This window comes from Reticulibacter mediterranei (assembly GCF_016587455.1).
Map to the genome: position 1 here is coordinate 655205 of NZ_BNJK01000001.1, position 25178 is coordinate 680382.

Sequence of the window (25178 nt, forward strand, 5' to 3'; positions counted from 1 at the left end):
CTTACCGCTTATTTGCCATCGATTTTCGCTTTCTTTTCTCTCGTCTTGGGTTGACTTGTTGCCGTTCGTTTTTCTATTCCACTAGATTCATATGGCTCGCCTTTATTATTCCAGGTATATCCCTTAAAATTGTCTAAATCCTGCTGGGTATAATCGTTATTTTTCTGATCCAGAACATAGAATAATTCCAGTTGATACTTATTTCTTATCAAAGAGTTATATAGCGTCAATTTTTGATCGAGCGAAAATTCATTAAATGCAGGATTATCTGGGCTATAATATAAAATGCCGTTAATACTTTTTTCTTGAAATGTGTCATGAAAAAGATCTGTTAGTGACTGGGCCAGGGCATCTATCAGATTTTCTGATTGTTTCTCGATAACAGCTATGAGCGCCGGATAATACATTGTGAGATAATTTATTCCTTCCTTTGGGTTGGTCAATTGATCCTGTTGCAGCCATCCTTTAATAGCTTCTGCCTGGTTTCGAAATCCAGGTATAATATGTGCATCCAGCAGATATGCATAAAAAGATGCCCTAAACTCATACTGGTCTGGTTGTGTGATGAAGCCACCCTCCCGCTCAAACTTACCGTTTTTGATAATGACAGCATAGTCTTTTCGTGCGATATAGGTATCCGAACTCTCTTTAGGTTTACCTATCGGTGCACCACCTGAGCGGCGCAGAACCACCACTGATTGCGCGTTGTTCGATACTTTATTCTCAGTGTCATTGGGCAAAATATTGCTGAAAAACTGGGCATTGTTTTGAGAATTACTTTGTATCGACAGAATTTCTGTATACCGATTGTCTCCTTTAAAATAAAACATATCGTTTACGAAAAGTATGGGAATTTTGTTTGTTGTACAATAACTATTCGCTCTCTGCAAAAAGCTTGGACTCGGTACCTTTTTAGAGATATTACAGGGAACGATCAAGGTATCAGGCCGCAATTTATCGAGAAAACCGTCCTTTGTCGTATCGCTTGAAGCTGGATAACTGCTATATTCGCTCCCGTGATGGGTCACTTTTAACACCGTAACAGGTAACTTCCCAAGTTTCTCCAGGTAAGCAATTAAACTCTCTTCCACATTATAATAACTTTTGAGTGTTTTATCACCACTTAAATCTCCAGCAGTGAAGTACCTGAAATTCTCCCACTCCAGAATGAATACAAAAGAAAGATCGTTCGGATTCAACGCCCGTCGTTTTGACGCCTTCTGACCATTAAGCACATTCACTCCATCTGCAAGTACACCATTGGCACAATAACAGATCAATTCTATGCCTGTACCTGTTCCCAACTTGATAGTCAAAGGCCCATTGACCGGATTTTCATTGTCTATGAACGGTATTTTCATTCGCTTCGCATTATACGCCCCTACATTCGCAGCAACTTGCTGCTTGTAACCCTCGAAGTAATTGGCAGATGTTTTCACCCCGACACCATTGATTGGGATAAACTTATCATCTTTCAACGTATATCCCCCGGCATCTATATAGTTTTTAAAAGGAATCTTACACTGCCAGAAGCCATCGATATGATCGTTGTGATAATGAGAAGCAATAATATAGTCAAAGGGATTAGCTGCATCCACCTGCAAATATTGTTTTATATACTTTTTCAGGCTCTCTGAACCTCCACCTTCTGCTCCCGCATCAATCAGTACTCTCGATACAATTTTTTCGCTACTATCTCTCACGACAATTGCAGTGGCTTCACCTCCTCCCACATCTATATGATGAATTTCCAGCAACCAATCCATTGTAATAGCCATTGCGAACCCTCCTTATTTTTTCTCTTCTACTTGCAATCTCTCCACATCCGCCCTCACCGCCTTCACTTCCCACGAAAACGTCCCATAGCTACAAGTTCCATAAACCCTCAACACACCATCAACAATCTCTTCATAGCTCAACAAAAATGGCTCCCGACCCTTTGGCGTCAGAATAACAGTTCGACCCTCCTGACGCGTCAACGCCTCGAAATACTCTGGCAGGTGGATTGCTGCGCGGCCATGCTCCAGTCGCGCCTCTCCGCGATAGTAGACCGCCGATTCCGGTCCCTCTAAACAGGCGTGAATCAAGCTATGATCTGGCTTAGTCGGATGATCGATCAGAAAATACTTGTTCCGCGCCCACAAATTGCCCTTGACAACAACGCCATACGAGGCCCATGCCATCACATCACCAGTATTCACAGCCAGCACGCCACCTGCTGCACCAACAATCCTGATGGCATTCGGTTGAACCAGTGGAGCAATGTCGTGCGTCCCGCTGGTAGGGCTGCTATAGGGAGTCTGGCTCTCTCCCGTCCAGTTCACCCCCTGCTGAATAACGTTCCCGCCTAGACCCAGACTGCTTGTCGTCAAGGTGCTTGTTGTCAGAGTACTTGTTGTCAGGGTGCTTGCTGTCAGGCCATTCACCGCCACGCCAGTCGCGGTAAGCACGCCCCTATTATCGAGCCACATTGCGTTCGTAAGCGTTCCCCCTGCACGATACTGGAAATAGAGCTTATCATCCGTCCAGTTGACAAATCCCCAGCGATGATCCTGGGCATTGGTGATCGCTATCTGGAAATCACCACCCTTTACTTCGAGCGCTGTAACCGGCGGATTTGTCGTTCCAATCCCCACATTGCCGCTAAAATGTCCACTACCTGCAAATGTATCAATATATGAATCTGAATTGGTATCGCCTGTTTTGAAGTGAATGCCATCAGAACGGCCCTCGATCCGTTGCCAGTATCGATTATTATGATTGAAACGAATGGCTGGATGGACCTCTGGCACTGTCGGCGAGGCGCTATCATTCTGAAAAAGCTCCAGAAAGAGGATCTTATCGCCCGTTTTCTCCGTCGCCTCCCGCCTCAGTTGCAAATGGTTTGTCGAGGCGCTGACGGTGAGCGTCGCCGTGGGATTGGTAATCCCGATCCCCACGTTGTCACCACGATACAGTAGCGGCGTTTTCTCAATCACCACCACAAACTGTCCATCCCAGTAGCCTGGAATATTCTCATAGCGCACATAGAGGTTCGCCTGTCCCGAAGTCCCTGTGATAATATTGGCGAACGTGACCTTCAATGACTCATCCGCTGCCAGTGTGGTCTGCTTAGATGTGAGAATCCATTCGGGCGACTGTCCCTGCTTCGACGCCGTCAGCGACCAGTTGGCTCCATCAACTGGCTTCACGATAATCGCGCCAACCTGGTCAGGCGTGCCCAGCGACCAACCTCTATCCTTATGGGCATCATCCACGTCAAAGGAGAAGATAAACCGCGAGGGCACGCTACTATCGACCTGGTTCAGCGCGATTACACCATCCTGTAAGATATTGGTGATCCATAAAGTAAGCGTATTTGGCGTGTGGCCGTCGTTCAAAACACTATCGAAGCCAACAAAACCCACATGCAGCGGGATTTGTTTCTGGCCGCGCTGATTGACAATACTGATATAAATCTGCCTGCGACCGCTCAGAGGCGTCGTATCGTCGCCAAACGTCATTTGCTGATAGAGCAGTTCGACCCTGGTGCCACGCGCGCCCCCTTCTCCATTGGCGCTAATATGTGGCAGAGTGATGGTCATGACAGCATTGGGCGCAAAGGTTCGCGCCTGCGTACTCAGAAAATAGAGAACTATGCTGCCATCTTCCTCCTGTCCATAACCCAGATTCCAGCCTTTCAGCGTATCCTGTAACGTCGATGCGGTATCCATAGCAAACGCCTGAACCGCACTCGACATTGTGGGCGACTGGACAGGTTGAGGCGCGGGAACGGAGTCGGTTGCCATTGCAGGCGACGGCGTGGCTGCTACAAATGATTGGAACGTCTGGACTGAGCTGGCGTTCTGCTGCTCCTCTTGCAGCGCAAAAGCGGTATATGAGGCATAAGTTTGAAACGAGAGGGCGAGGGTGCCGGGCCGAAAGCGGAGCGCAAAATGATAATTGCTGGCACCAGCGGTGGTATCGCCCGGCGCTAGCAAGTTGATAGTCTGCCCCGAAGCATTACCGATATCCATGTGCAGATTTTGCCCCGCCGGATCATCCGTAATGGTGAGGATAGCCTGCTCGTCGTCATCGTAGATATGGAAATCGATGGGATAACTCTGCCGAAACGCCGTTTGTGCCACTGGCTCTATCGTTGTCATCGCGGCCCTCCTGTACTCTCAGCCGGCTTCTCGTTCTGGTTCTGCTTCTCTGGCGATGGTTGCTGCTGCTCGTGCAAATGCACCGTCGCCTGCTGCTGGACCTTCGCGATCAACAGATACACGCGAGCATAGGGCATCTGGCCCAGCGCTTCTAGCACAATATTCGTCTCTTCAAGCGTCAGGTTCAGTCGAATGTCTGTCATAACTCTTCCTCTCTCCAAACGTCGCAAAATACTTATGGTTGGGTCGATGACTCGGCTGCGCTCAGCTTGAGCCAACCCTCACGAATCTCCTGTTGCGCCGAAAACGTCGCCTCCAGCGTGACGTTGCCTATCTCTGTCGTTTGTCCGCTCGCCGCCCACGACCAGCTATAGCCCGCCTCCACTGGCAGTGGGAGATTGATCTTTCCTCTATCGGTGACAATGGGCGTCGAGAGGAAAAGCACTTCAATCGCTTGCAGGGCCGTCGCATACTGATCGGGTGGGATGGTAATCCCCTTGACCGGCAAGATACCGCACGTCGCGTGAACGGAGCCGCGCGGATCAACCAGCATGCTCACAATCGTTGGGGGAGCCTCTAGCGTCTGTTGCAGCGGTGCCGGATGATCGGCGTGCGTTTTGATATGCGCATCTGCGATGGGATCGCTTTGCGGGGCATAAAACATATCGTCTGCGTAGCCGTCGCCCTGCTCTTTCCAATACCCAACCAATCCATCGTTCAATTGTTGGTATTCGCCAAGACGGATTGGAAACACAACGTCAGAAAAGCCATTCGTATCTCTGGTGGTACGCCGCAAATCCTGGCGAAAATTGTTCCATCCCTGGTGAATGGCCGGTAGCCCTTGTAGCTCCAGACTGAGCGATGCTCTCACTAGAGCAATGGGCCTCCCTATCAGCAGGGCCAGATCTTGATGCTGCGCAAAGTTTTCAGGGTCGATATTTGCCAGACCACTATCCAGCACTGAAATAAAATTGCTCAAGAACGTCTCGCCCTGATTGAGCAGGTAGCGCACCATCTGCCGCAGATGGGGATTGGCGATGGCATCAACTGTCATATTGGGGAAACCTGGTGCCTGACTATCCCAGATAGCTCGCTGGTTGATGATACCTAGAATTTTTCCCTGATTGTCGTAGATCAGCAAGCTATTGTCAAGATTGTTGGGCAGTACCCAGCCACAAATCGGCGTAGTTGCTGGATGATCGTTCATTTCTTGCTCATCAGTTGCCGCCGTCAGCCAGCGAAAGTTCAGGCACGACGGCTGCATCAGGCGCGGCGGCAACATGACCCGATTGGCGCTCTGTGGATCGCTCATCTGTTCTGTGGTGATGATGTTGCTCCAATCCAGGTCACGCACCTGCCCAAACGTATCAACCAGCCGCAACCGCAAAATACTCATCGCCCCTGAGCGAATCGGGTTAAAGTCCCACAGCGGTTGGGGAGCACTCTTATTCTCCCACTGTACATCGTTTCCAACACTCTGCGTGAACACCTGATAGTCGTCAAAGCCCAACGGATCACTAAGGGCCAGTTGCCTGGTTTGCTTGTGCATGAGCAAGGCCTCGTTAAAGCCGCTCAGCGCTTGCGACAGGCTATAAAAATTGCTCGCGCTTAGCAAATCATAGGCAGCTTTGATCTGCCGATATGTATCCGTTGTTGTGTCGACCTGCGGGTCTTGCACATACGCCGCTACCAGTTCCTTGAGGTTGCTCTGGGCATAGGAGGTCAAAATGCTGGTTCCGCTGTACACGTTCGCCGCCTTAACAAGCGTACGGGCAGGCAAGGGGGAAAGGTCAGGCTGATTTTCTGGCAATGTGTAGTTGCTGGTAATGAAACCCTGCTGATACTCCTCCGTTTCGGGATGGAGGTTGCCCTGATCGTTGAGAGGAAACACCTCCACCACCCATTCCAACAAGAAGGGATTCCAGGGTTGTCGAGTCCATGTGTTGAAACCCGCTGCTCCCTCCTCGCCGCTGCTTTTATCGATCATAGCTCTGATTGTGGCAAACTGGCGAGGCAGAAGATCTTGCACCGTCGCATCGGGCAAGATCTGACAGGCAAGCAGGCCATCCTGACCATGTCGTTCGTTCGGCTGCACTACTGGACCAAGCAGAAGGAGTACCGGCTCCGCAGGTTGCCAATAACGAGGGGCTGGCATCTGCTTGAGCGTATAGGTCATTTTCGCTTTCTTAATAGCATCACTAGCATTAAATATGGCCAGCATCCCCAGAAGATCGTTGATCGCTTGCACCAATTGAGCAGCCAGCGACGAAGAAGCGCCACTGCTAATCGGCACCCCATCGGCAGTAAAGCTCAATTGCCCCGCCGCATCCATTGTCTGTTGAAGCGGCATGAGGTCTCGACCCTCAATAAAATAGCGTATCTCATCAATATCGGGGTAATCTTCGCGGGCATCGTCGGGAGGATAGGTACTGAGCATATACTTGTACCAGTCAGCAAAAAGCTGCTTGCGCATACAGGCAATATTCTGCATGGACTGATCGTAGGATCGCTGCAAGAGATTGAGCCTGTTCAAGACCTGTGCCATATCGTCCGGGAGCACAATCGCCAATTGCTCTTGCGTCATCGGAGCATCAGCAGACGCAGATGGGTCTGTATCAGCTTTGATGGTCCAGAGTGAGCCGCCTTGCAGAGCCGCAAAGCCTTTCTCGTGGCGCGCCTGCACAAATTTCGCCCCGATATCCAGCTGCCTGTGTGCGAGACGATCCGCGAGTTGCAATGCCTCCAGTTGATCCTCAATGACTGCCTTCTGAGTAGCATCGATGGTACTGGCAAGATAAGCAGACAACGCTTCGGTCCCTGTATTGCCAACTGCCACTGTGATAGTACTTGTCGTTTCGTCATCGGGATGTTGAGAAGACAGGTCAAAGTTCAGACGCGCATAACAGATCGTCTGTTGTGGAAATTCCTGGTCGGATTGAAGCGCAACTGTCCAGCGTAACTGTTCAGCGATTGCCGCTTGCAACGCCTCAACGCCTGGCATCACTCCCTTTGCAGCGGCAATCACATCGCGAACAAAGAGCGCCAGATAATCTTGTGCTGGCTGACTATACCAGCCGATGACATCGTACTGCAAACCATCAGACAACTCGGCAACATCGCCATCATACAGACCAAAAACGCTGTGGCAATTTGGATAAAAAGCAGCAAACGTAGGTTCTCCATACCCTACAGCCGTCAACTTCTCCAGATATTCAGCCTGTGTGTCCTGCGCCTGCCACTGCTCCAATGGTACACTTCTGCCCTGATAGCGAAATGGACGATACTTACCCTGTGCGGGTGTCGGGGAAAAAGGGATCGAGATGCTTCCAGCTGCCACACCATCTGGATACAGATAATCGCTCTCGACCACCCACGCCTTTTCGATACTCTCCTGCTTGCCGGCTTCTCTCCTGCTCCGCACAACCAACCAACGATTAGGGACAGCCGGAAAATCGGTCCCATCAGCCGTGTGCTTCCCACGCGTCAACGTATCGGGGAGAGCCCAGTGCAGATGAATCCCTGCTTTGACATACAGGTTTTGATCCTCAAAAGGGGGGGAAAGAACGTCTTCGCTGATGTTGGCAACCGCAGCATTTACATCCTGAACATGGTTAGAATACGGCAAACGGCTAAAATCCGCCATTGCAGCGGCAAGCAGTTGATCTTGTTTGAGGAGCAGAGCGTCGAGATGAATGGGGACCATCAATATACTGGTCATAATTTCTTCTCTTTATCTAGCAACATTGGATTATTTTTGCAACAACAGTGAAGACAAAGTAGAGGGCTTCAACGTCGCTACAGGCATTGCAGTATGTTCGCGCCCCAGGACTTTTAAAGTATAACTGCTGAATTTCACTTTGTCAAGACAAGCAAAAATGTTCACACGTTGATGATGAAGATGTTTACAGCATATATCGACAATAAATATCTGAAATGAAATAGCAGCTTATCAACCCTCTTTTCAAGAGAAAATGGGCCATTATGCAAAATCCCCCCGACGCCTTCGAGATTGGTATGGCGGTGCTGCACCTGTAATTGCCTGAAGCCCAAGCAAATATTATATACTCTTGGTATGTCCAGCACCTGCCCTGCACCTGATCTCTTTCTTCTGAAGGTCAGCTCCTGGTTACAATGCCAACCACAGTTCACCCCCTGCGCGTGGCATCCAGCAGTTCTTCCATCAGAGATGAGCTATCTCACCAACGTCAGGGCCAAAAGGACAGGGCAGAAGGCTCCCGCACATCCAATCCAGACACATGACAAGCACCCTGGCGTTCCGACACTGCTCTTCTCAAGAGCAATCTCCTTATTTGAAAGGATAAGATATGTCAACAATCGAGTTCGGGTTTTCCCTTCCCACACAGCCTCGCATGCCCCGCGAAACCTATTTGAAACACCTTCGCGAAAGCCTGGATATCGTCAGCGGGCACTTTCGCTCCATCTGGTTTCCAGACCATTTGCAATTTCAGGATACACCTGTTCTGGAGGGCTGGACTGCTCTGACCTACATGGCAGCCTGCTATCCTGCCTTCAAGTTTGGACATGTGGTGCTGGCTCAAACGTTTCGTAATCCAGCCTTGCTCGCGAAAATGGTTGCAACCGCCCAATATCTGAGCGAAGGGCGCTTTGTTCTGGGCATCGGGGCTGGCTGGAACCTGGAAGAGCATGAGTCTTATAATTTTCTCTTTCCAAAACCCGGGGAGAGGCTGGAACAATTAGAGGAAACCCTCTGCATTCTCAAGGCTCTCTGGACCCAACCCAGGACGACCATCAAGGGAAAGCACTACCAGGTAGTGAATGCTGCCTGTGAGCCAAAGCCCGATCCCATCCCACGCATTATGATCGGGGGATCACAGCCGCGTATGCTTCGTTTGATTGCACGCTACGCCGATGAGTGGAATAGTTCGCATGTGGATATCACGACCTACCGTGAGCGGATAAAAGCGAGCGAAAGAGCCTGCGCTGAGGTTGGACGCGATCCAGCAACACTGCGACGCAGTTGGCTCGGCGGCTGCTATTGTGTGCCGGAAGGAGCTGATGTAAGCAACGTGGACCTCTCCTCTTTTCGTTCGCCTAATCCACAGTGGAAAACCCCTTCAGCCCATCCATTTGTAGGAACGCCCAACCAGATCATTGAGAAACTGAAGCCATATATCGATCTGGGGGTCGTCTCCTTTCTCATCAAAAATGAACGGTTCCCTGATACCACCTCTCTCCGCCTGCTGGTCGAGGAGGTTTTGCCACGGCTCAATGCCCTGGTTTAAGTTGAGTCAGTCCTGAAGAGACAGCGCGACTGGCTGCTTTTCCTTCAGGGAATGGTATCATCTTTCAAAACAGGAAAAGCAGCCAGCCATCATGACTCATCCCAGCGTTTGATGCGGTTCGCGGTCGCGTTGACTGGAAATATGCATTGAGGCTAGAATGAACGGATGAAGGCTTCAATGCCTTGATTATTGGAGCGTTGCATCGGCTTCGGAGAGCAGCGGGTCGGCATGCCGATGAACGAGTTTCCAACTCTCTCCTTCACGGCGGAAGAGTTCGGTGACGCGCAAATTGAAGGAGACAGGTTCTGCTCGACCATGCAGACGAGCAGTGGCACGCTGGAACCCGACCCAGTAGCCCAGCCCATCACTCGCTGCCATGTGCAGGATCTCAAGCTGCCCCTGGTTGCCAGGTTCAAAATTGGTGGCATCACGTTCGTACTGTGACCAGACGGTTTCAGCCCCCTGACAATAACCCCCTGATGGGCTAAAGAAGGTGGCCGGGGAGTGATGCGTGACGATCTCACCAAGTGCAGCGGCATCTCCATCAATATAAGCGCGTGCCGCTTCGTTGCGCTGCTTCATAAACTGCTCAAAATCATGCTGGTCGTTGTTCATTCCGTTTCTCCTTCAAGACCTTTTTATAGGTTTGTTTGTGGTCTTCACTTGCTTTTATACCAGCAGTATACCCTCTTGGAGTGACAACAGTATGTCAGTAGCGCAATTTTTGGCAGGAGAGATCAAACGCCATGAAGCGCCAATATACATACTTCCTCAAGCATGACGCATTCTCTCATCTCGTGAAACACATCAATAATGCGCCATGCTCATTCAGATCCTCGGGAACGACGCTCTCAGGGTGTAGAATTGATTGCCCTGAATGATGCCACCGTGCGAAGCGGGAATGGCAAGAAAATAGCCACCCAGATCAACTGCCTCCTCATGTTGCCACCCATAGCTTCCCCCTTTAACTGCGATCCCATCTACCCTGGTCACTCCAACAAAGGGATCGGTAATCCTGGCCCTGGTAACTTGCATCGCATCATCCAGCAAACGAGCAGAGGGTCTATAGGCATCTGTGTTCGCCAGACGTACCACCTCCTGGATGCGCTGTTGTACCGAAGCCGAGAGGTGAACCATGCCAGATTCGTCTCGAAAAAAGCCCTGGAACTGACCAGGTGCCGTGATGATATCGACGTAGTTGAGTGCCCCTGGCGCTCCAAACTGCTCAGGATGATGATACAAGCGATTATCAGGCACCGCTTTCATGGCTTGCATGCCGCGATACACTTCTTCTTCATCATATGAAGGAGCAGCCAGACCCTTACTTTCAGCCAGGAGAAGCCGCACAACCACTCCCTCAACGGTGCTGACTGAAGGCAACTGGACAGACATAAACACCACCACCTCTTTCCATCGGGAACAGCCTCGGTGCCTGATGGAAAAGCATGTTCATCTGGCTCTCCGTCCTGCTCCCACGCGACTATCTCTCATACAGGATACTCAGACAAGCAACCTCCACTACAAAGCCACTCTCATAACCGAGGAGAGATCACAGAAAAAGGGCAAGCCCCATACTATGGAGAATGAACCAGGAACCACCGCCCCTGAAAGGTACGAGCGCAGTCACAGGTCAGATTGTGAGGCCGTTTGAAAAATTGCAGGAGAGTAAGGGAGCAAAGCCTGCGGGAGCGCTATGCCAGTTCGTGCTGCTTTCCCCAAGGCATCATCCTTGGCTATTTGAAGTGTCAGTTGAACAAGCCCGGGATAGCGATCGCGATTCTTCCGCAGGTTTGTGGCATCTGCCCCCTGCTTGACAGCTGAGTTATAGAGAAAGAGCAGATTGCTCACGGTCCACCACAGCCGCTCACCTAATGCTTCGTAAGAGATACTTCCACGACTAGCGAGGATGTCCCGAGATGGGAAAACATCTGATGGGTCGTCCGCAATATACCAGACCTTTCCAATGCCAATAAACCGCAGAGCAGCAGCGCACATGATACAAGGGTGCTGTGTTGTCCACAACGTGAGGAATTTCGGCTCGCTATCGGATGGAACCAAAGCTAAGGCATTGATTTCTGCATGTGCCACACGTGTATATTGCAGAGGGGATGTGGGTGAGAGCGGCACCTTCTCCGGTCGGTCATACACGTGGTTACGTCCAAGAGCGACGATCTGCTCTTGCTCATTGAGAATAGAGCAACCGCAAGGTAGGCCTCCTGCCGCTAAGCCCATCCACTGCTGGCAAAAGGCCATTCTGGCTCCTAATGCCAGGTGGTTCCATGCATCCAGGAAATTGCTTTCACTTACCATAGTATCTGTCACCATCCATCCATGTGATAGCTCTAGAGTCATCATGTCGTGTTTACCGCTTGATGCAGTTTACTCTTGACATTATATAGTCCCAGGGGATGAACTTCAAATTGGCATGAAAAGAAGGCTTGCCCATCCCCCGGGTTCGCAATGTTGTTCGTTAAGCAATGGGTGTCGTGTTGAGCTGATCGTCTATCATCTTGGTCAATTCTTCAATGGTGGGATGAGTATTTGCAGCCCAATCGCGAGTGTTGAAGGCAAAGACCCAATCAATATCGTCGCCTCGTGAGTGGGCCAGGTCTGGGCACAGAAGAGGCAGAAGCAGGCCATGTTCCGAACAGAGTACCCATTAAACCTAGAGATCCACTAAGAACAAGTTTTCTCCGACTGTAGAGAAGAAGGTAATTGTGACATAGGAGGCACCCTTTCATCTGTTCATTTTGTCTGTCTCAGCTTTAAGCTGGCCAAATCTGCCTCTTTCTCCTGGTGAACCACTCTACCTGTCAAAAGGAAGGGTGGAGTCCCCCCTACCACTTCTCATACACGGAATTTCTTTAATAGCCGCCTTACGCCCCCAGATTCATTGCGTAGACGCGGATTGGCAATCTCGTCAATGCCAAAATTGATGAAGGTGAGAGCCGCTCCTAGAATGGCAATGCACAGACCCGGAGGCAGGAACCACCACCATGCCCCACGTAAGAGAGCACTGTTCGTAGAAGCCGAGAAGAGCATATTGCCCCAGGTTGAAGCAGTGATATCGCCCAGGCCCAGATACTCCAGAGCAGTCTCTGCCAGAATCACATAAGTCACAGTGCCAAAAAATTGAGCAGCCACAATAGCCGTCTGGTTGGGGAGGATCTCATAGAAAATGATACGCCATATCGACTCACCGGACGCGCGACTTGCCTCCACACAATCCCGATTGCGCAACGAGAGGGTCTGAGAGCGCAGTACCCGTGCTCCCCAGGACCAACCGGTGATCGTCAGTATAAATCCAATGGCAAACGGTCCCTTATTAGGCAAGAATGCAGCCAACAGGATAGCCAGAGGAAGTGTTGGCAACACGAGAAATACGTTGGTCAACAGCGAGAGTGCCTCATCTATCCACCCAAGAAAATAGCCAGAAGTCAAGCCCACTAGAACAGAAATGATGGTGGTGATCAAGCCAATTCCCAGGCCCATAAAAACGGAGAACCGCGCTCCTATTATAGTCTGCACAAGTACGTCTTCTCCAAAATTTGTTGTGCCAAACCAGTGAGATCCCGACGGAGATTGCAGAACATCAGTTGTGAATGTATGAGGATCTTGCCGTATGATGATCGGCCCGAAGATGGCTAAGAGCACAAAGCTTCCTACGACGATCATGCCTATACTCGCCTTCCGATTCCTTATGAAAATCCGCCAGATTTCAAGCTGTCGCTGGATAGCAGGAGAAGGAGCTTTTGTAGTTTCAGGCGTATCAACTTGTATATCCATAGCAGTTACTGCCCTCCCAAACGCACGCGTGGATCAAGGAGTGTATACAGAAAATCAGCCAGAAAGTTCGCAGCCAGCACTGCTACGCTTATCACCAGAAAAGCTCCCTGCAAGAGCGCGTAGTCATGGCTATTCACTGCCTGTAATGTTGCTAAGCCAATGCCAGGATAGGAGAAGACAATCTCAGTCAGCAAGGAGCCGCTTACCACAAAGCCCAGAGAGAGCGCAAATGCGGTAATATTTGGTAAAATGGCATTGCGCGCCGCATACATATACATAATCCTCCCTTGCTTCAAACCTTTTGCTTCTGCCATTAATACGTAATCCTCTGATAAGGTCGTAATCATCGCATTACGCATACCAAGCATCCAGCCAGAAATAGAACCGATGACGATAGTCAACGCAGGCAAAATGGAATATTGTGCCGCACTCATTATGAAATCAAAGCTCCATCCAGGTTCAACATTATCGACATCATAACCACCATGCAAGGGAAACCAGTTGAGTTGTGAACCCAGGACATAGAGCAAGACGAGCGCCAACCAGAAATATGGAATTGCAGAAATAAAAGCAAAGAACGGCGTGAAAAAAGCATCACTGAACGAGCCGCGTCGCCAGACAACGATAACTCCTAAGATCGTACCAATAATGAAGCTAATTACCAGCGACATTCCGACCAGAACGAGGGTCCAGGGAAGATCCTGTCCAAGCACCTGAGTTACAGGTTCAAAGCTATAAATAATGGAAACACCAAGATTACCGTGCAAGAGATTATTGAGATATTGTCCATACTGAACCAGCAGCGGATCATGACTTACCCCTAAAGATGCCTCTAATGCACGAAGCATCTGAGGAGAAGCATGCCCTCTCATACGAGACATAAAGACTTGCGCCGGGTCTCCGGGCACCAGATGGGGCACGAGGAAATTCACAGTAACCGAGGCCCAGAGCGCAACCAGATAAAAACTGATGCGACGGAGCAGGTGACGCATATTTACCCCTTTCTAGAATTTCTTGTTTAAACTAACAGCTTTTTACGGAAGACGGCAAGCCGTTCCGTGAAAAGAGCGAAAACGCATGAAAAAGCCAATCAGCTGTCTATTTTGGGACCAGTGGAGGCACTTTCGGCTTCTGATGAATGATGTGAAAGCGCTCAGCTTTGCGAATCGTGGCCCCTTTAGGTCTCCCTGGCGATTTTCCGCGAGGTCGTGGAGAACGAGCAGGAGTGCCCAATTGTGGCAACAATTTGCTCATCGCTCGACGCACCTGTTGCGGGGAAAGCTCGCGGTGTCGGTTTTCCCACGGGCGAAGCTGAGGAGTAACCAAGTAACGAGAAAGCACCAGCACATTGTGGGCAATTGCCACCAGATGGCTCCAGCGCTCAAACTGTTCTGGGGTCCGCAACTTGGGCTTGTCCCACAGCAGACTTTGTTTGTCAAAACGATACCCATGTTCTTGGCTGAAGCGATGGACGTAGCTCAGAGTGGCGGCAGGCAGATCAGCGCTTGCTTGTCCAATCCAGACAAACCAACTGACTCGTGGATCACACTTGGTTCGCTTGGCCTGTGGGCGTTCCACGCGGATCACGCACAGCTTCAACCAGCCAGCCTCCTTGAGCGTGAGCTTGTGCCACCAACGCAGTTGCACCGGGCGTCCAACAGTATCAGAGCCAGACCACGTGCCGTCTGGGTCGCTGTGCGTTGTCACATCGCAGGGCTGCAATTTCTCTCCGCGTTTGCGTGGGGCACCACGTTTGCCTGTTGGCGCTGGAGCTGGACGGTAAAAACAGCGATTCTTCTTGAGTCGAATCAACGTGCCTTGAACGGGCAAGGTACTCAATTGACACCACAACCAAGCAGAATCATAGCCCCGATCCATCAAAATGATCGTGTCAGTCGGCAACTGGGGAGCAAGCTCCCTCAACTGCGTCCAAGCCATCTGCTGAGCAGTGATCGCGGTCTCGATCCTCTGCACCGAGAGGACATAGGTCCAACTACTAGGCTGCTCCGGCAATGCCACCACCGTCGAAAATTGCCAGCCATACGTCCTGGCCGTTTCGCCTTCCGGCAAATTGTGAACCATTTGGGCGCTGCGATCTGCCGAGGTGACAGCTTTCGGACGGGCGATCCCGGTGGCATCCACCGCCAAGCGCAAGGGAGAACAAGAGGCTGGGCGGAAGTTTACCAAGACCTCTCGCAGGTGCTTTTCATTGATGCGCCCATCTTCCAGCGCTTCGTAGACGCTTCCCCAGCCCCGCTCAAAATGCGGAGACAGCGACAATTCTGGCAACGAGTGCGCTCGATCCTCTGTCACCAATGCATCCAACAGATTGAACAGGGCATCTTTGGCCCGTTCCAACGTCCCATACACCGCGTGACGAAAGGCTTTGAGTGTGTTAAGGTGCATACGAGTTTTGCTCCTTGTATCTTTGGGTTGATACTGGAACTTTACTCGGTTGAGCGACCTTTCGCAAGATCGGTCGCTCTCTTTTGCTCCGTTAGTTTAAACAAGAATAGAATACTCTTTAAAAGTATATATTTACGTGCAACTTTTGCTCAAAAGCATATTGGCGCTGTTGGTCATGTCGAGAAGGGCAGAACTCGTCCTCATCCGTGAAACTTCCAGGCCAGAGGCGCTGCCAGGACGAGTCCCGCCCCTCTGCACAGAGGGGCATCCAGCACATTCGCTAGATGGCAAGCTTACTGAACCGGTTGCAGATTCAATAGTACGTACTCGATGTCCGGGTAGACAGCCGCTCCCGGGGCCGCATAGGGATGCTGTTCATCGGGCCAACCAACAAATTTGGCAGTACTGTATTGATACCAGTACGGTTCCGCGGTCAACGGAATACTGGGAAGTTGTTCCACCATAATCTTCTCTAGCGCCATAATGGTTTGTTTCTGCACATTTGGGTCGGTGCTTGCTGCATACTGGTTCAATAACTTGTCAGTGGCAGGGTCCATCCAACGTTCATAATTGGAAGGGGCTGCCTGACCAATGGGGGCTGAGTTTGTACTACGCAACAGGCCTTCATAGATATAGAAAGGCGTAGGACCAGGGTTGGTCCAGAGGATACCAGCGTCATAATGCCCGGTCTGCAACGCATTAGTAAAGGCATCTTCGGACATTCCATTCACGGTAGCCTTAATGCCTGCCGCTTGCAGATCCTTCACCATAATCTGGCAATCCGCAACATAGTCGCTATAACCGCTGACTACGATAATACTAAAGGCCAACGGTTTACCATCTTTAGCATAAAATCCGTCAGATCCCTTCTTCCATCCGTCACCCTCAAGTACCTGACCAGCCTGAGCTGTGTCTTGCTTAAACTGCAAGTTGGCATACTCTGGGGCAATGTACATCTTAATGTTCTCCCCTACCAGTCCTGTTGGATTAGCAGGAGGTTCGTAGCCATCTTCACCAAGCTTCGAGATATTATCACGATTCAGGGCAAGGCTCACAGCTTTACGCACCTGTAAATCATTAAAGGGAGCCTTCGTTAAGTTGAGGTAAAGCATCACGTCGTCGCTACTGGGAAACCAATAATGGTTGTGCTGTTTATCCAGTGCCACATACGTCTTATCAATGTCGGGAATAAATAGATTCGTCCAGTCGATTTGACCCTTCTGTAGAGCTAGCTGAGCACTATCATTGGAGGCATAAGCGGGGATCTTGACCTCATCTACCTCAGGCTTCCCTGGTAGCCTGAATTTAGGATTCTTAACCAATGTCACCAGTTGGGGTGTGAATGACTTCACCAGATAAGGGCCAGTGCCAACCGGATTGGGATCGGCATATTGCGATGGGTCACCTTTGACGTTCGACCAGACATGCCTGGGAAGCATATAAACCTGCCCTCCGAGAATCCAGGTGATAGGGTTGAAGGGCTTATTCAATGTTACCTTTACCGTGCTGGCATCAGGAGCGCTTACGTCCTTGACCACTGCGCCAATACCTGTCAGATCGACGGAGGCATTTTTCGTGAGCAGATTGAGCGTAAAGAGCACATCGTCGCTGGTAAAGGGCTGCCCATCTGACCAGGTGACGTGCTGGCGCAGGTGGAAGGTGATGCTTTGTGCATCGCTTGCCAATTGATAACTAGATGCCAGCCAGGGCTTGATATCACCGTTCAGGCGGTTGACGTTAAGCAGCGTCTCATAGATCAAGCCTTGTGTGCCACTGATCACGCTGGGAGAATAGGGATTGAAGTTCCGGGGATATGCATCTGTCTGGTTTGCTTGCATCGTAAGCGAGTTGGGGTGCGCGGGCTTCTTTTTTGTAGAGCTATTACTACCTCCACAGGCTGTCAGCATCACTAAGAGGAGTAGCAGCAACGATATCAAAATCATTCCTGCCTTGTTTGTTTGCTTAAATAAAGCGCTGTGTGTCACCGAGTACCTCCTAACACCAGATAAACGGATCGATAGTTACTCAACGATACCGAGATCGCAGTGTGAAGACATGCCTTCACGGGGAGGATTACACGCTACAAGATTTGTTGTAAGCAAGATACAAATAAAATCGATAGACTGGTACTTTAACCATATCAACACCATCTACGTAATAAGCAGGCACCTCTCGCTTTTTTCACAGTTCTGATGAAACTTTGGTGATATGCTATCGATGAAATTAATATTAATTACTTTTCATTATAAAGTCAATACGCGCTGCTTGATCCACTCACGTGCAAGTTTTTCACTCAATTTTTGGAAGGATAACGCGCATGCACATATGAGTCATCCCGGACTGTTTCGCTGTAGCTCTCGCACGCCCCAGCGCCTTCGGCACTTCGTCCTGTTTGAGGGAGGGATGGTGGCTAGAGGTGGGCACAGCCCACCTCTAGCCACCATCCCTCCCTCAGCGAGCCGTTGTGCGGCGAGCAGTGTAGGCAGAGGTCGCCGCAAAAAAACCGAGGTGACTCATAGGAAAACTGGAAGTTCTCCTATGAGTCACCTTTTATTTACCTTAACGGCAAGGCCGCCAGGGAAAGAGCCTGCGTGTGAAGTTGAATGAAGAAAGATTGACATTTCAATAAAATCATGCTAGCATCATTTCATGAAAGTTCAATGGAAATCTTCATTGTAGACAGGCAAGAGGTTGAAGCTGTGCCAGGCTCTATTACCGCTAAAGATGTCGCGCAACATGCAGAGGTCTCCGTTGGTACTGTATCGCGAGTCTTTAACAATCATAGTAATGTTAGTGAGGACATCCGGCAACGAGTATTGAAAGTAGCTGCCGAACTTGGCTATTTCCGTGTAGGTGGAAAGCCAAATGCTCATGCTAACAGTCGAGCGTTAAAAGAAGTAGGTTTCTTGTATTGCTCCAGTATAGAGCAGACCCCCGCAACATTGGACCCTTACTGGGCACCCATCTTTCATGGTGTTGAGACTGAGTCCCGGCTTGCTAACATTAAAATCACCTATCGTACCATTACGGATATACGTCACCAACCCCATTTCTTAATTACCACTCTTTACGAGATGCGCCTCGGTGGAGCACTCCTGGTTGGGCAAACTGAGGCCGAGATCGTGAACGCTTTACACGCAACGAAATTGCCTGTTGTTCTGGTCGATAACTACATCCCTGATCTGGAACATCCTGTCGATACAGTCCTGCCCGATAACTTTCGGGGGGGGCAGTTAGCTATGGATTATCTTTTCAGTATGGGACACCGTCGTATCGCTTTTATCGGCGGCCCCTCAGATTCTCCAATTCGTCCTATGTACCATAAAATCCATTCAATTCAACAACGCTGGATTAGCTATCGCATGGCTTTACTTGACTACGATATCCCAATTAATTACACTCTGGTTGAATCAGGCAATCTTACGATGGAGGGAGGATACCAGGCTTGCAAACGTCTGCTTGAACGCAAAGCGACATTCAGTGCCATCTTCTGTGTAGACGATATCACAGCAATTGGCGCAATGAAGGCTTTGCGCGAAATGGGACTACGTGTACCTGAAGATGTATCAGTAATCGGATTTGATGGCATTGATCTGGGACAACATGTGACGCCCGCACTCTCCACCATTCATTCCAATATGGAAGCAATGGGAGCGATAGCGCTGAAAACACTCATAAACAGAGCGGCCAACATGAATGGACCCGACATGACCATCACGCTAGGTGCCGAACTCATCAAACGAGACTCGGTAGGACCGGCCAGCGTATAACCAACCACACACAGAAAGAAGGAGCAATGACCAGACCTCTTGATCTTGCCTCCCTACCCTACCCTGGTAGACGCCAACCCCTCTTTGCCCCGCACGGGGTAGTCGCCACGAGTCAGCCGTTAGCGGCTCAGGCGGGTCTCTCCATACTCAAGCGCGGAGGCAACGCTGTAGACGCAGCCCTGACGACTGCACTCACCCTTGCCGTCGTTGAACCAGCATCCTGTGGAGTGGGAGGAGATGTCTTTGCCCTGGTCTGGGATGGTTCCCGCTTATCCGGTTTGAATGGTTCTGGTCGGTCACCTGGTGCTCTAACAACCGAAATAGTACAAAGCCAGGGCTATCAGGAAATTCCTGCTACTGGATGGCTGCCCGTCACTGTTCCTGGAGCGCCTGCTGCCTGGTATGATCTTCATCAGCGCTTCGGAAGTTTACCTTTCGACGAGATATGCGCTCCGGCTATCGACTATGCGGAGCATGGCTATCCGATCACACCAACCTTACAGATGTACTGGCAATGGGCGTTGCAAACACATCGCTTCTTGCAGGGTGAGGAGTTTCGTGCGTTTGAGACCTGTTTTACAAATGCAGGCCGTGTTCCGGAAGTAGGCGAACGCTGGCGTAATCCTGATCTGGCACGCGTTCTGCGTCTCATCGCCAGAAAAGGTGCGGCGACTTTTTATCAAGGCGAGGTTGCCGAGGAGATTGCCAAATTCTCTGCGCGGACAGGTGGCCTGCTCACCGCCTCTGATCTCGCAACTCACACCAGCACCTGGGTCAACCCCCTGAGCACAGGCTATCGAGGATATGAGGTATGGGAAATGCCCCCTAATAGCCAGGGGCTTACGACGCTGCTTGCGCTCAATCTCCTGGAAGGTTTTGATCTCTCTCGCTTTCCCCGTGAATCTGTGGAGAGCTATCATCTACAAGTGGAAGCGACCAAGCTGGCCTTTGTCGATGCCCAGCGGTTTATCGCCGATCCCGAACGAGCCACAGTTCCGACCGCAGCTTTACTCGATCCGCACTATACTCAGAGCAGGCGGACGCTTATTGGTGAGTTGGCGCGGCTTCCAAAGCCTGGCAAACCCCAGGGTGGAGGAACGGCTCTACTTTGCACAGCAGACGCGCAAGGCATGATGGTGAGCCTGATTCAGTCCACCAGTGCCCTCTTTGGCTCCCATGTAGTCGTCCCAAGAACCGGCTTTTCCCTCCAGAATCGTGGACAGGGCTTTTCCCTCGACCCTGAGCATCCTAATCGTCTGGAACCAGGCAAGCGCCCATTCCACACCATTATTCCCGGCTTTTTGACTTACGCCGGACAAGCTGTCGGGCCATTTGGTGTCAAAGGGGGTCATATGCAACCACAGGGGCATCTCCAGATGATCGTCAATACGGTAGACTATGGACTGAATCCGCAAGCAAGTCTGGATGCACCTCGTTGGTTCTGGGAGAAGGGAAACGCTATTCAAGTTGAACCAACTGTTTCTCCAGCTCTCGTACAGGCTTTACTGGCGCGCGATCATCTGGTTGAGATTGGTCACACAATGGATGTCTTCGGATGCGGACAGATTATATGGCAACTACCCGCTGGCATCTATGTAGCAGGAAGCGATGGACGAACCGACGGATGTGCCATCGGTTATTAATACTTTTCTACTAAAACTTGCATGATCACTTCATAAACGCCTTCTGCCTTGCATACGACACTCTCTCTATTGCGTAGCATATAGGCATGTCGGTTGCAAACGTAGATTATATGGTATGCCGTTCAGTAGAACAAGCCTATCTATCTGAAAGACTCCTCTTCTGCCGTCGTGATCTGGAAGACTGGATGTCGCGGTGCCTCACGCTCAAAAGCCTCAAGGGGCGAGTCTTTTGTGACATCGAAGTAGGGTCGAGTTGCGGTGGCCTTCCCAAGATACTGTTTGAGAATAGGAGCCGCCTCCTTCGCTTCCAGTTCGGTCACGGAAATGGTCTCTGAATGGCGCCTGCATGTGAGCGTTGCTTCACCTCTTGCCCGGATGTTGCGTACCCATTGCACCACTCCGTAAGGCGCGACCAAAAAGCGTTCTCCATCTTGCTCAACGAGGAGCACCGGAACCGTATGAGGCTGACCGCTTTTGCGACCGCGCACGGTGAGCAGTGACATCGTTCCTATTTTGACACCAGCACGTAGCAAGGCCATGAACAGTGCGTCTCCTATGCGATCAACAACAGTGAGGTGTAAGGTTTTCGCCATGAATGTGTCCTTCTTTCTCCTAGAGAGGGGCATCGTGAGGAACGGCCCTGGCCCTACATACGAAAGCTTGAATTTTATACAAGAATTTGGGTATTCTTCCGGTAGGAGAGGTACTCAGGTGCCGCGAACTTGAGATAAGGAGCCGCAGAACCTTGCTAGCCCTATGGACCTCACGATGCCCTCAAACCAACAAATATTCACCTCCACTTGTATGAACGCAGAGTTTATCCAAAAGCAAAGAGGTTTTCTTCAATAGGCCAAAACAGTTATACGGTACGTCGTGCTTTTTCGTCAGAATCACGCCCATAGGCCTATAGCTCTACAAATGAGCTACACCACACTGGCCGATCATATAATCATTAAGAACATATTTCAATAATGTAATATATTGAAATACAGCCTCAGTAATGCAAGGTTATCTGGAGAAAAACATATGAGAAAGAAGACAAAAGAGCAAGCAAAACAGCCAGTCCTCTTGACGCCAAGCGATGAATATCTTTGGATACCAGTAAAGTCGTTAGAACGCAACGATACCATTGTGATTGCAGACGTTGAAGTTAAAGTGCAAAACATAGAACATCGAGATAGCGAGTGGCACGTAACGTACCTTGACTCCACCACACGATCCAGGACGGAACAATTGTACAATGGACATGACCAGGTCTATGTCAAGACCACTGATGCCATCAGAGCCAGGCTGAACCCAACGGAGTAAGAGGACACAACGATGGAAGAAGAAGAGATACTGCAATACTTGACGATGCTTGGGGAAGAGCTAATGCGTCAGGGCATAACCCAACCAGTACGTCTTCTAGTGGTAGGAGGCGTCGTCATGGTCACACTTCTGAAAAATCGGCGCTCAACGGAAGACGTGGATGCAATTCTGTTAGATCTCCCAGAAATGACCGAGAAACCTCCGATCACAACAGTCAAAAAATTTATTCGTGCAAGAAATGCAGTGGCAAAGAAATATAATATCCCAAGAAAATGGCTCAATGATAGCGTCAAACAGTTTATTTTAGATTATGCTCCACATCCAGATATCCATCTCTGGAAGACTTTTCAGATGTTACATGTGTATTTTCCAAGCAAAGAATATCTCCTTGCCAGTAAGTTGATGACGTTCAGGCCGAAAGATCAGGACGACGTGCGTACCCTCCTTGAAGATCTCCACATCGAGTCCCGCGAACAGGCGCAAGCCCTCGTTGATCGCTTTGTCCCCGATAAAAGGTGGCAGGACTACTACGAACTCGACGCGAACTTGAATGATATTTTCTAAACTGCCGTAACTGGGTGATGAAAGACCCACATCACGCCTGGCTATCTTTTTTTGAGAGGCCATGATACAATAGAGAAGAGAGCAGTAAGAGTCGAGGGGTGAAACAGATGAAAACCTGCACTGAACTCCAAACAATGGCGGAGGCCTACAGGGAGATTATACTGGGCGAACGTCCGTGGACAGCATTAGGAAATTTTCTCAATCACTGGTACGGGTATCATCCCAATCAGCGAGAACAACTTATCATAGACCCCATACACAAACTAGCAGCTCCTACTCTCGAACAGGAGCGCTGGGCGGCTTACTGCGCCGCAATGGTAGAATATCTCAGCCACCAGTATGGCGTGCCTTGTCCCGAATGGGTACACGAGGCAGCTTATACATTGGCGGAACCCTGGTTTGATGCTTTCAATCCCAACAAAGCAGAAACCCGCGAACGACTCACACGCGAAACCCCAGAGACCTTCAAAAAGCACAATGTCTACAGCGGCAATCGGATGTTCCTCAATAAATACGAACGTCCATCTCTGCGCAAATCCGCATAGGGAACTTCCAGGAATTAGACCTGAACAAGCTGAATGAAGTTCCCGCAGGTATCATCAAAGATAGCTATGATGACAGATCCCATTTGTATTGGTTCTTGAGTCCACACCACCCCCAGTTGTTTCAGTCGCTCATACTCATGCTGAATATCTGAAACCGCAAATGCTGTCGCAGGAATCCCTTGCTGAAAAAGGGCTGATTGAGATATCTTGGAGGCCGGGTTGTCGTTTGGCTCAAGAAGTAATTCTGTCCCATCTGGCTCCTCGGGCGAGACAACGGTTAACCATCTAAATGATCCGACTAGAAAGTCGGCTTTCTTCAGAAAACCCAATACTTCTGTATAAAACGTCAGAGCCTTGTCCTGGTTATTCACATAAATCTTCGTGAATTTCATCTTCATCGGTAGCATTGCTCACTTTCTCTTGATGGAACCGGGCGAGAATGACTGACTTGTTCATAGGGTGATTGCTTACCCCACAGCGTCTATTGTTTTATGCTCGCCCACTCATCGGCCTGCTCTTGGTAAGGTCGCTTCAGTCCAGGCATCGCCCTCTGCCTGCCGGCATGAAGTTGCCTGTAGGCCCGATCCCCAGCAGCAACGAAGCGGAAGTGCCAGCTCTACCCGCTTCTTTCCACTTGAGTTGCTTCTATTTCTGGGAAGATGATGACCTCACCTTCAAAGGTTGGGGATAGCCTCGATGCCTCGATGGGCATCAATCTGGTCAAACATGCCTCCATAAGCAAAGTTGTGCGGGTCAGTCGGCTGGAGGTAGGTGTGTGGATACCCCAGATCTATCTGGCTGGCCGCATCTAACTGGCTCATTTCCTCTTCGGTAAGCCTGATCTGTAAACACTGGAGGTTCTCTTTCAATTGGGCGACAGTTCGCGCTCCCAGAATTGGAATAATGACGCCCGGTTGCTGGCGGACCCAGGAAAGGGCCACTTGAGATGGGGAACACTCACGCGCCTCGGCAATCTTGACAACTTCAGCGGCGATTGACAGGCTGCGTTCATTTGCCACAGCTAGCCCGGCTCGACCACCGCCTTGCCCCTGGTTGTACTTGCCGGTCAGTATTCCACTGGCCAATGGCGACCACACCGTGACCGCCAGATCAAGCGAACGCGCCATAGGCAACAACTCACGTTCAGCGGCTCGCCCAATGAGATTATATTCCACCTGGATTCCTGTGAAGGCGGTCCATCCACGCAGTTCTGCAAGCGTATTCGCGCGCGAGATAATCCAGGCCGGCGTATTAGAGATACCCACATAGAGCACTTTCCCCGCACGAATCATATCATCCAAAGCACGCATTACCTCTTCGATGGGCGTGAGAAAGTCCCACATATGGATAAAATACACATCGATGTAATCGGTCCCAAGCCGTTTCAGACTTGCCTCAAGAGATTGCACCAGATTCTTGCGCTGAGTGCCGGCGGCATTGGGATCATGTCCAGGGGAAGACATTGTATATTTGGTAGCAAGGACCAGATGTTCACGTTCGTCTTGCACAAACTCCCCAAGATAGCGTTCACTGGTTCCGTTGGTGTACAAGTTGGCGGTATCGAGAAAGTTACCACCTGCTTGCAGAAACGTTTCAAAGATCTGGCGGCAGGTTTCCTTGGATGTACCATATCCCCATTCCTCTCCGAAGGTCATCGTCCCTAAACACAGTTCTGAGACACGTAAGCCACTGTGACCAAAAAGTTTGTATCGCATCAGTTCCTCGTTTCTCCATCGTATTCGCGCTT

At 50.2% G+C, this 25178-nt stretch carries 20 protein-coding genes; 6 read left to right on the forward strand and 14 right to left on the reverse strand.

Going from position 1 to position 25178, the window contains the following annotated elements:
• Positions 1–8: 8 nt before the first annotated feature.
• The 4 genes from K3T83_RS03085 to K3T83_RS03100 are packed head-to-tail and all read right to left on the reverse strand — an operon-like array spanning position 9 to position 7863.
• Positions 9–1778, reverse strand: a complete 1770-nt coding sequence (locus tag K3T83_RS03085) for a ComEC/Rec2 family competence protein (RefSeq protein WP_220201510.1) — start codon at positions 1776–1778, stop codon at positions 9–11.
• A 12-nt stretch (positions 1779–1790) separates the two neighbouring features.
• A complete protein-coding gene (locus tag K3T83_RS03090; protein WP_220201511.1) occupies positions 1791–4145 on the reverse strand; it encodes a hypothetical protein in 2355 nt (784 codons plus the stop codon).
• Complete coding sequence (locus K3T83_RS03095) at positions 4142–4348, reverse strand: hypothetical protein (protein ID WP_220201512.1); 207 nt, start codon at positions 4346–4348, stop codon at positions 4142–4144. Before K3T83_RS03095 ends, K3T83_RS03090 begins: the two co-directional genes overlap by 4 nt.
• A gap of 32 nt (positions 4349–4380) precedes the next feature.
• On the reverse strand, positions 4381–7863 hold the full coding sequence (locus K3T83_RS03100) for a hypothetical protein (protein WP_220201513.1): 3483 nt from the start codon (positions 7861–7863) through the stop codon (positions 4381–4383).
• Positions 7864–8470: 607 nt separating this feature from the next.
• Between K3T83_RS03100 and K3T83_RS03105 the strand changes: the two genes are divergently transcribed.
• Positions 8471–9409, forward strand: a complete 939-nt coding sequence (locus K3T83_RS03105; protein WP_220201514.1) for an LLM class flavin-dependent oxidoreductase — start codon at positions 8471–8473, stop codon at positions 9407–9409.
• A gap of 186 nt (positions 9410–9595) precedes the next feature.
• On the opposite strand, the gene K3T83_RS03110 is transcribed toward K3T83_RS03105, so the two are convergent.
• The 7 genes from K3T83_RS03110 to K3T83_RS03140 all read right to left on the reverse strand — a co-directional run bounded on the left by K3T83_RS03110 (position 9596) and on the right by K3T83_RS03140 (position 17586).
• Positions 9596–10024 (reverse strand): YybH family protein, encoded by a 429-nt coding sequence (locus tag K3T83_RS03110; RefSeq protein WP_220201515.1) that lies wholly within the window; start codon positions 10022–10024, stop codon positions 9596–9598.
• 213 nt (positions 10025–10237) lie between these two features.
• Positions 10238–10801, reverse strand: coding sequence for a hypothetical protein (locus tag K3T83_RS03115; protein WP_220201516.1), 564 nt, complete (start codon positions 10799–10801; stop codon positions 10238–10240).
• A 231-nt stretch (positions 10802–11032) separates the two neighbouring features.
• Positions 11033–11719 (reverse strand): nucleoside deaminase, encoded by a 687-nt coding sequence (locus K3T83_RS03120; protein WP_220201517.1) that lies wholly within the window; start codon positions 11717–11719, stop codon positions 11033–11035.
• A gap of 537 nt (positions 11720–12256) precedes the next feature.
• Positions 12257–13195: an ABC transporter permease gene (locus K3T83_RS03125; RefSeq protein ID WP_220201518.1), complete on the reverse strand. Its 939-nt coding sequence runs from the start codon at positions 13193–13195 to the stop codon at positions 12257–12259.
• A 5-nt stretch (positions 13196–13200) separates the two neighbouring features.
• Positions 13201–14187 (reverse strand): ABC transporter permease, encoded by a 987-nt coding sequence (locus K3T83_RS03130; RefSeq protein WP_220201519.1) that lies wholly within the window; start codon positions 14185–14187, stop codon positions 13201–13203.
• 106 nt (positions 14188–14293) lie between these two features.
• Positions 14294–15601, reverse strand: a complete 1308-nt coding sequence (locus K3T83_RS03135; protein WP_220201520.1) for an NF041680 family putative transposase — start codon at positions 15599–15601, stop codon at positions 14294–14296.
• Positions 15602–15894: 293 nt separating this feature from the next.
• Positions 15895–17586 (reverse strand): ABC transporter substrate-binding protein, encoded by a 1692-nt coding sequence (locus K3T83_RS03140; RefSeq protein WP_236064803.1) that lies wholly within the window; start codon positions 17584–17586, stop codon positions 15895–15897.
• Positions 17587–18261: 675 nt separating this feature from the next.
• Here K3T83_RS03140 and K3T83_RS03145 point away from each other — a divergent pair.
• Entirely contained in the window at positions 18262–19371 is a 1110-nt protein-coding gene (locus tag K3T83_RS03145) for a LacI family DNA-binding transcriptional regulator (RefSeq protein ID WP_236064804.1), read from the forward strand.
• Between the two features lie 26 nt (positions 19372–19397).
• Positions 19398–21014 (forward strand): gamma-glutamyltransferase family protein, encoded by a 1617-nt coding sequence (locus K3T83_RS03150; RefSeq protein ID WP_220201521.1) that lies wholly within the window; start codon positions 19398–19400, stop codon positions 21012–21014.
• A 140-nt stretch (positions 21015–21154) separates the two neighbouring features.
• Here the strand turns inward: K3T83_RS03150 and K3T83_RS03155 are convergent, their stop codons facing one another.
• Positions 21155–21607 (reverse strand): nitroreductase family deazaflavin-dependent oxidoreductase, encoded by a 453-nt coding sequence (locus tag K3T83_RS03155; RefSeq protein WP_220201522.1) that lies wholly within the window; start codon positions 21605–21607, stop codon positions 21155–21157.
• Positions 21608–22040: 433 nt separating this feature from the next.
• Between K3T83_RS03155 and K3T83_RS03160 the strand changes: the two genes are divergently transcribed.
• The 3 genes from K3T83_RS03160 (at position 22041) to K3T83_RS03170 (ending at position 23431) form a co-directional block, all read left to right on the forward strand.
• Positions 22041–22322 carry a hypothetical protein gene (locus tag K3T83_RS03160; RefSeq protein WP_220201523.1) on the forward strand — a complete coding sequence of 94 codons (282 nt, stop codon included), beginning with the start codon at positions 22041–22043 and terminating at the stop codon, positions 22320–22322.
• 12 nt (positions 22323–22334) lie between these two features.
• Positions 22335–22886, forward strand: coding sequence for a DUF6036 family nucleotidyltransferase (locus K3T83_RS03165; RefSeq protein ID WP_220201524.1), 552 nt, complete (start codon positions 22335–22337; stop codon positions 22884–22886).
• A gap of 107 nt (positions 22887–22993) precedes the next feature.
• Positions 22994–23431 carry a hypothetical protein gene (locus K3T83_RS03170; RefSeq protein WP_220201525.1) on the forward strand — a complete coding sequence of 146 codons (438 nt, stop codon included), beginning with the start codon at positions 22994–22996 and terminating at the stop codon, positions 23429–23431.
• A gap of 14 nt (positions 23432–23445) precedes the next feature.
• Here the strand turns inward: K3T83_RS03170 and K3T83_RS03175 are convergent, their stop codons facing one another.
• Both K3T83_RS03175 and K3T83_RS03180 read right to left on the reverse strand, forming a co-directional pair.
• A complete protein-coding gene (locus tag K3T83_RS03175; RefSeq protein WP_220208158.1) occupies positions 23446–23829 on the reverse strand; it encodes a VOC family protein in 384 nt (127 codons plus the stop codon).
• A 276-nt stretch (positions 23830–24105) separates the two neighbouring features.
• Positions 24106–25146, reverse strand: a complete 1041-nt coding sequence (locus tag K3T83_RS03180; RefSeq protein WP_220201526.1) for an aldo/keto reductase — start codon at positions 25144–25146, stop codon at positions 24106–24108.
• Positions 25147–25178 lie beyond the last annotated feature (32 nt).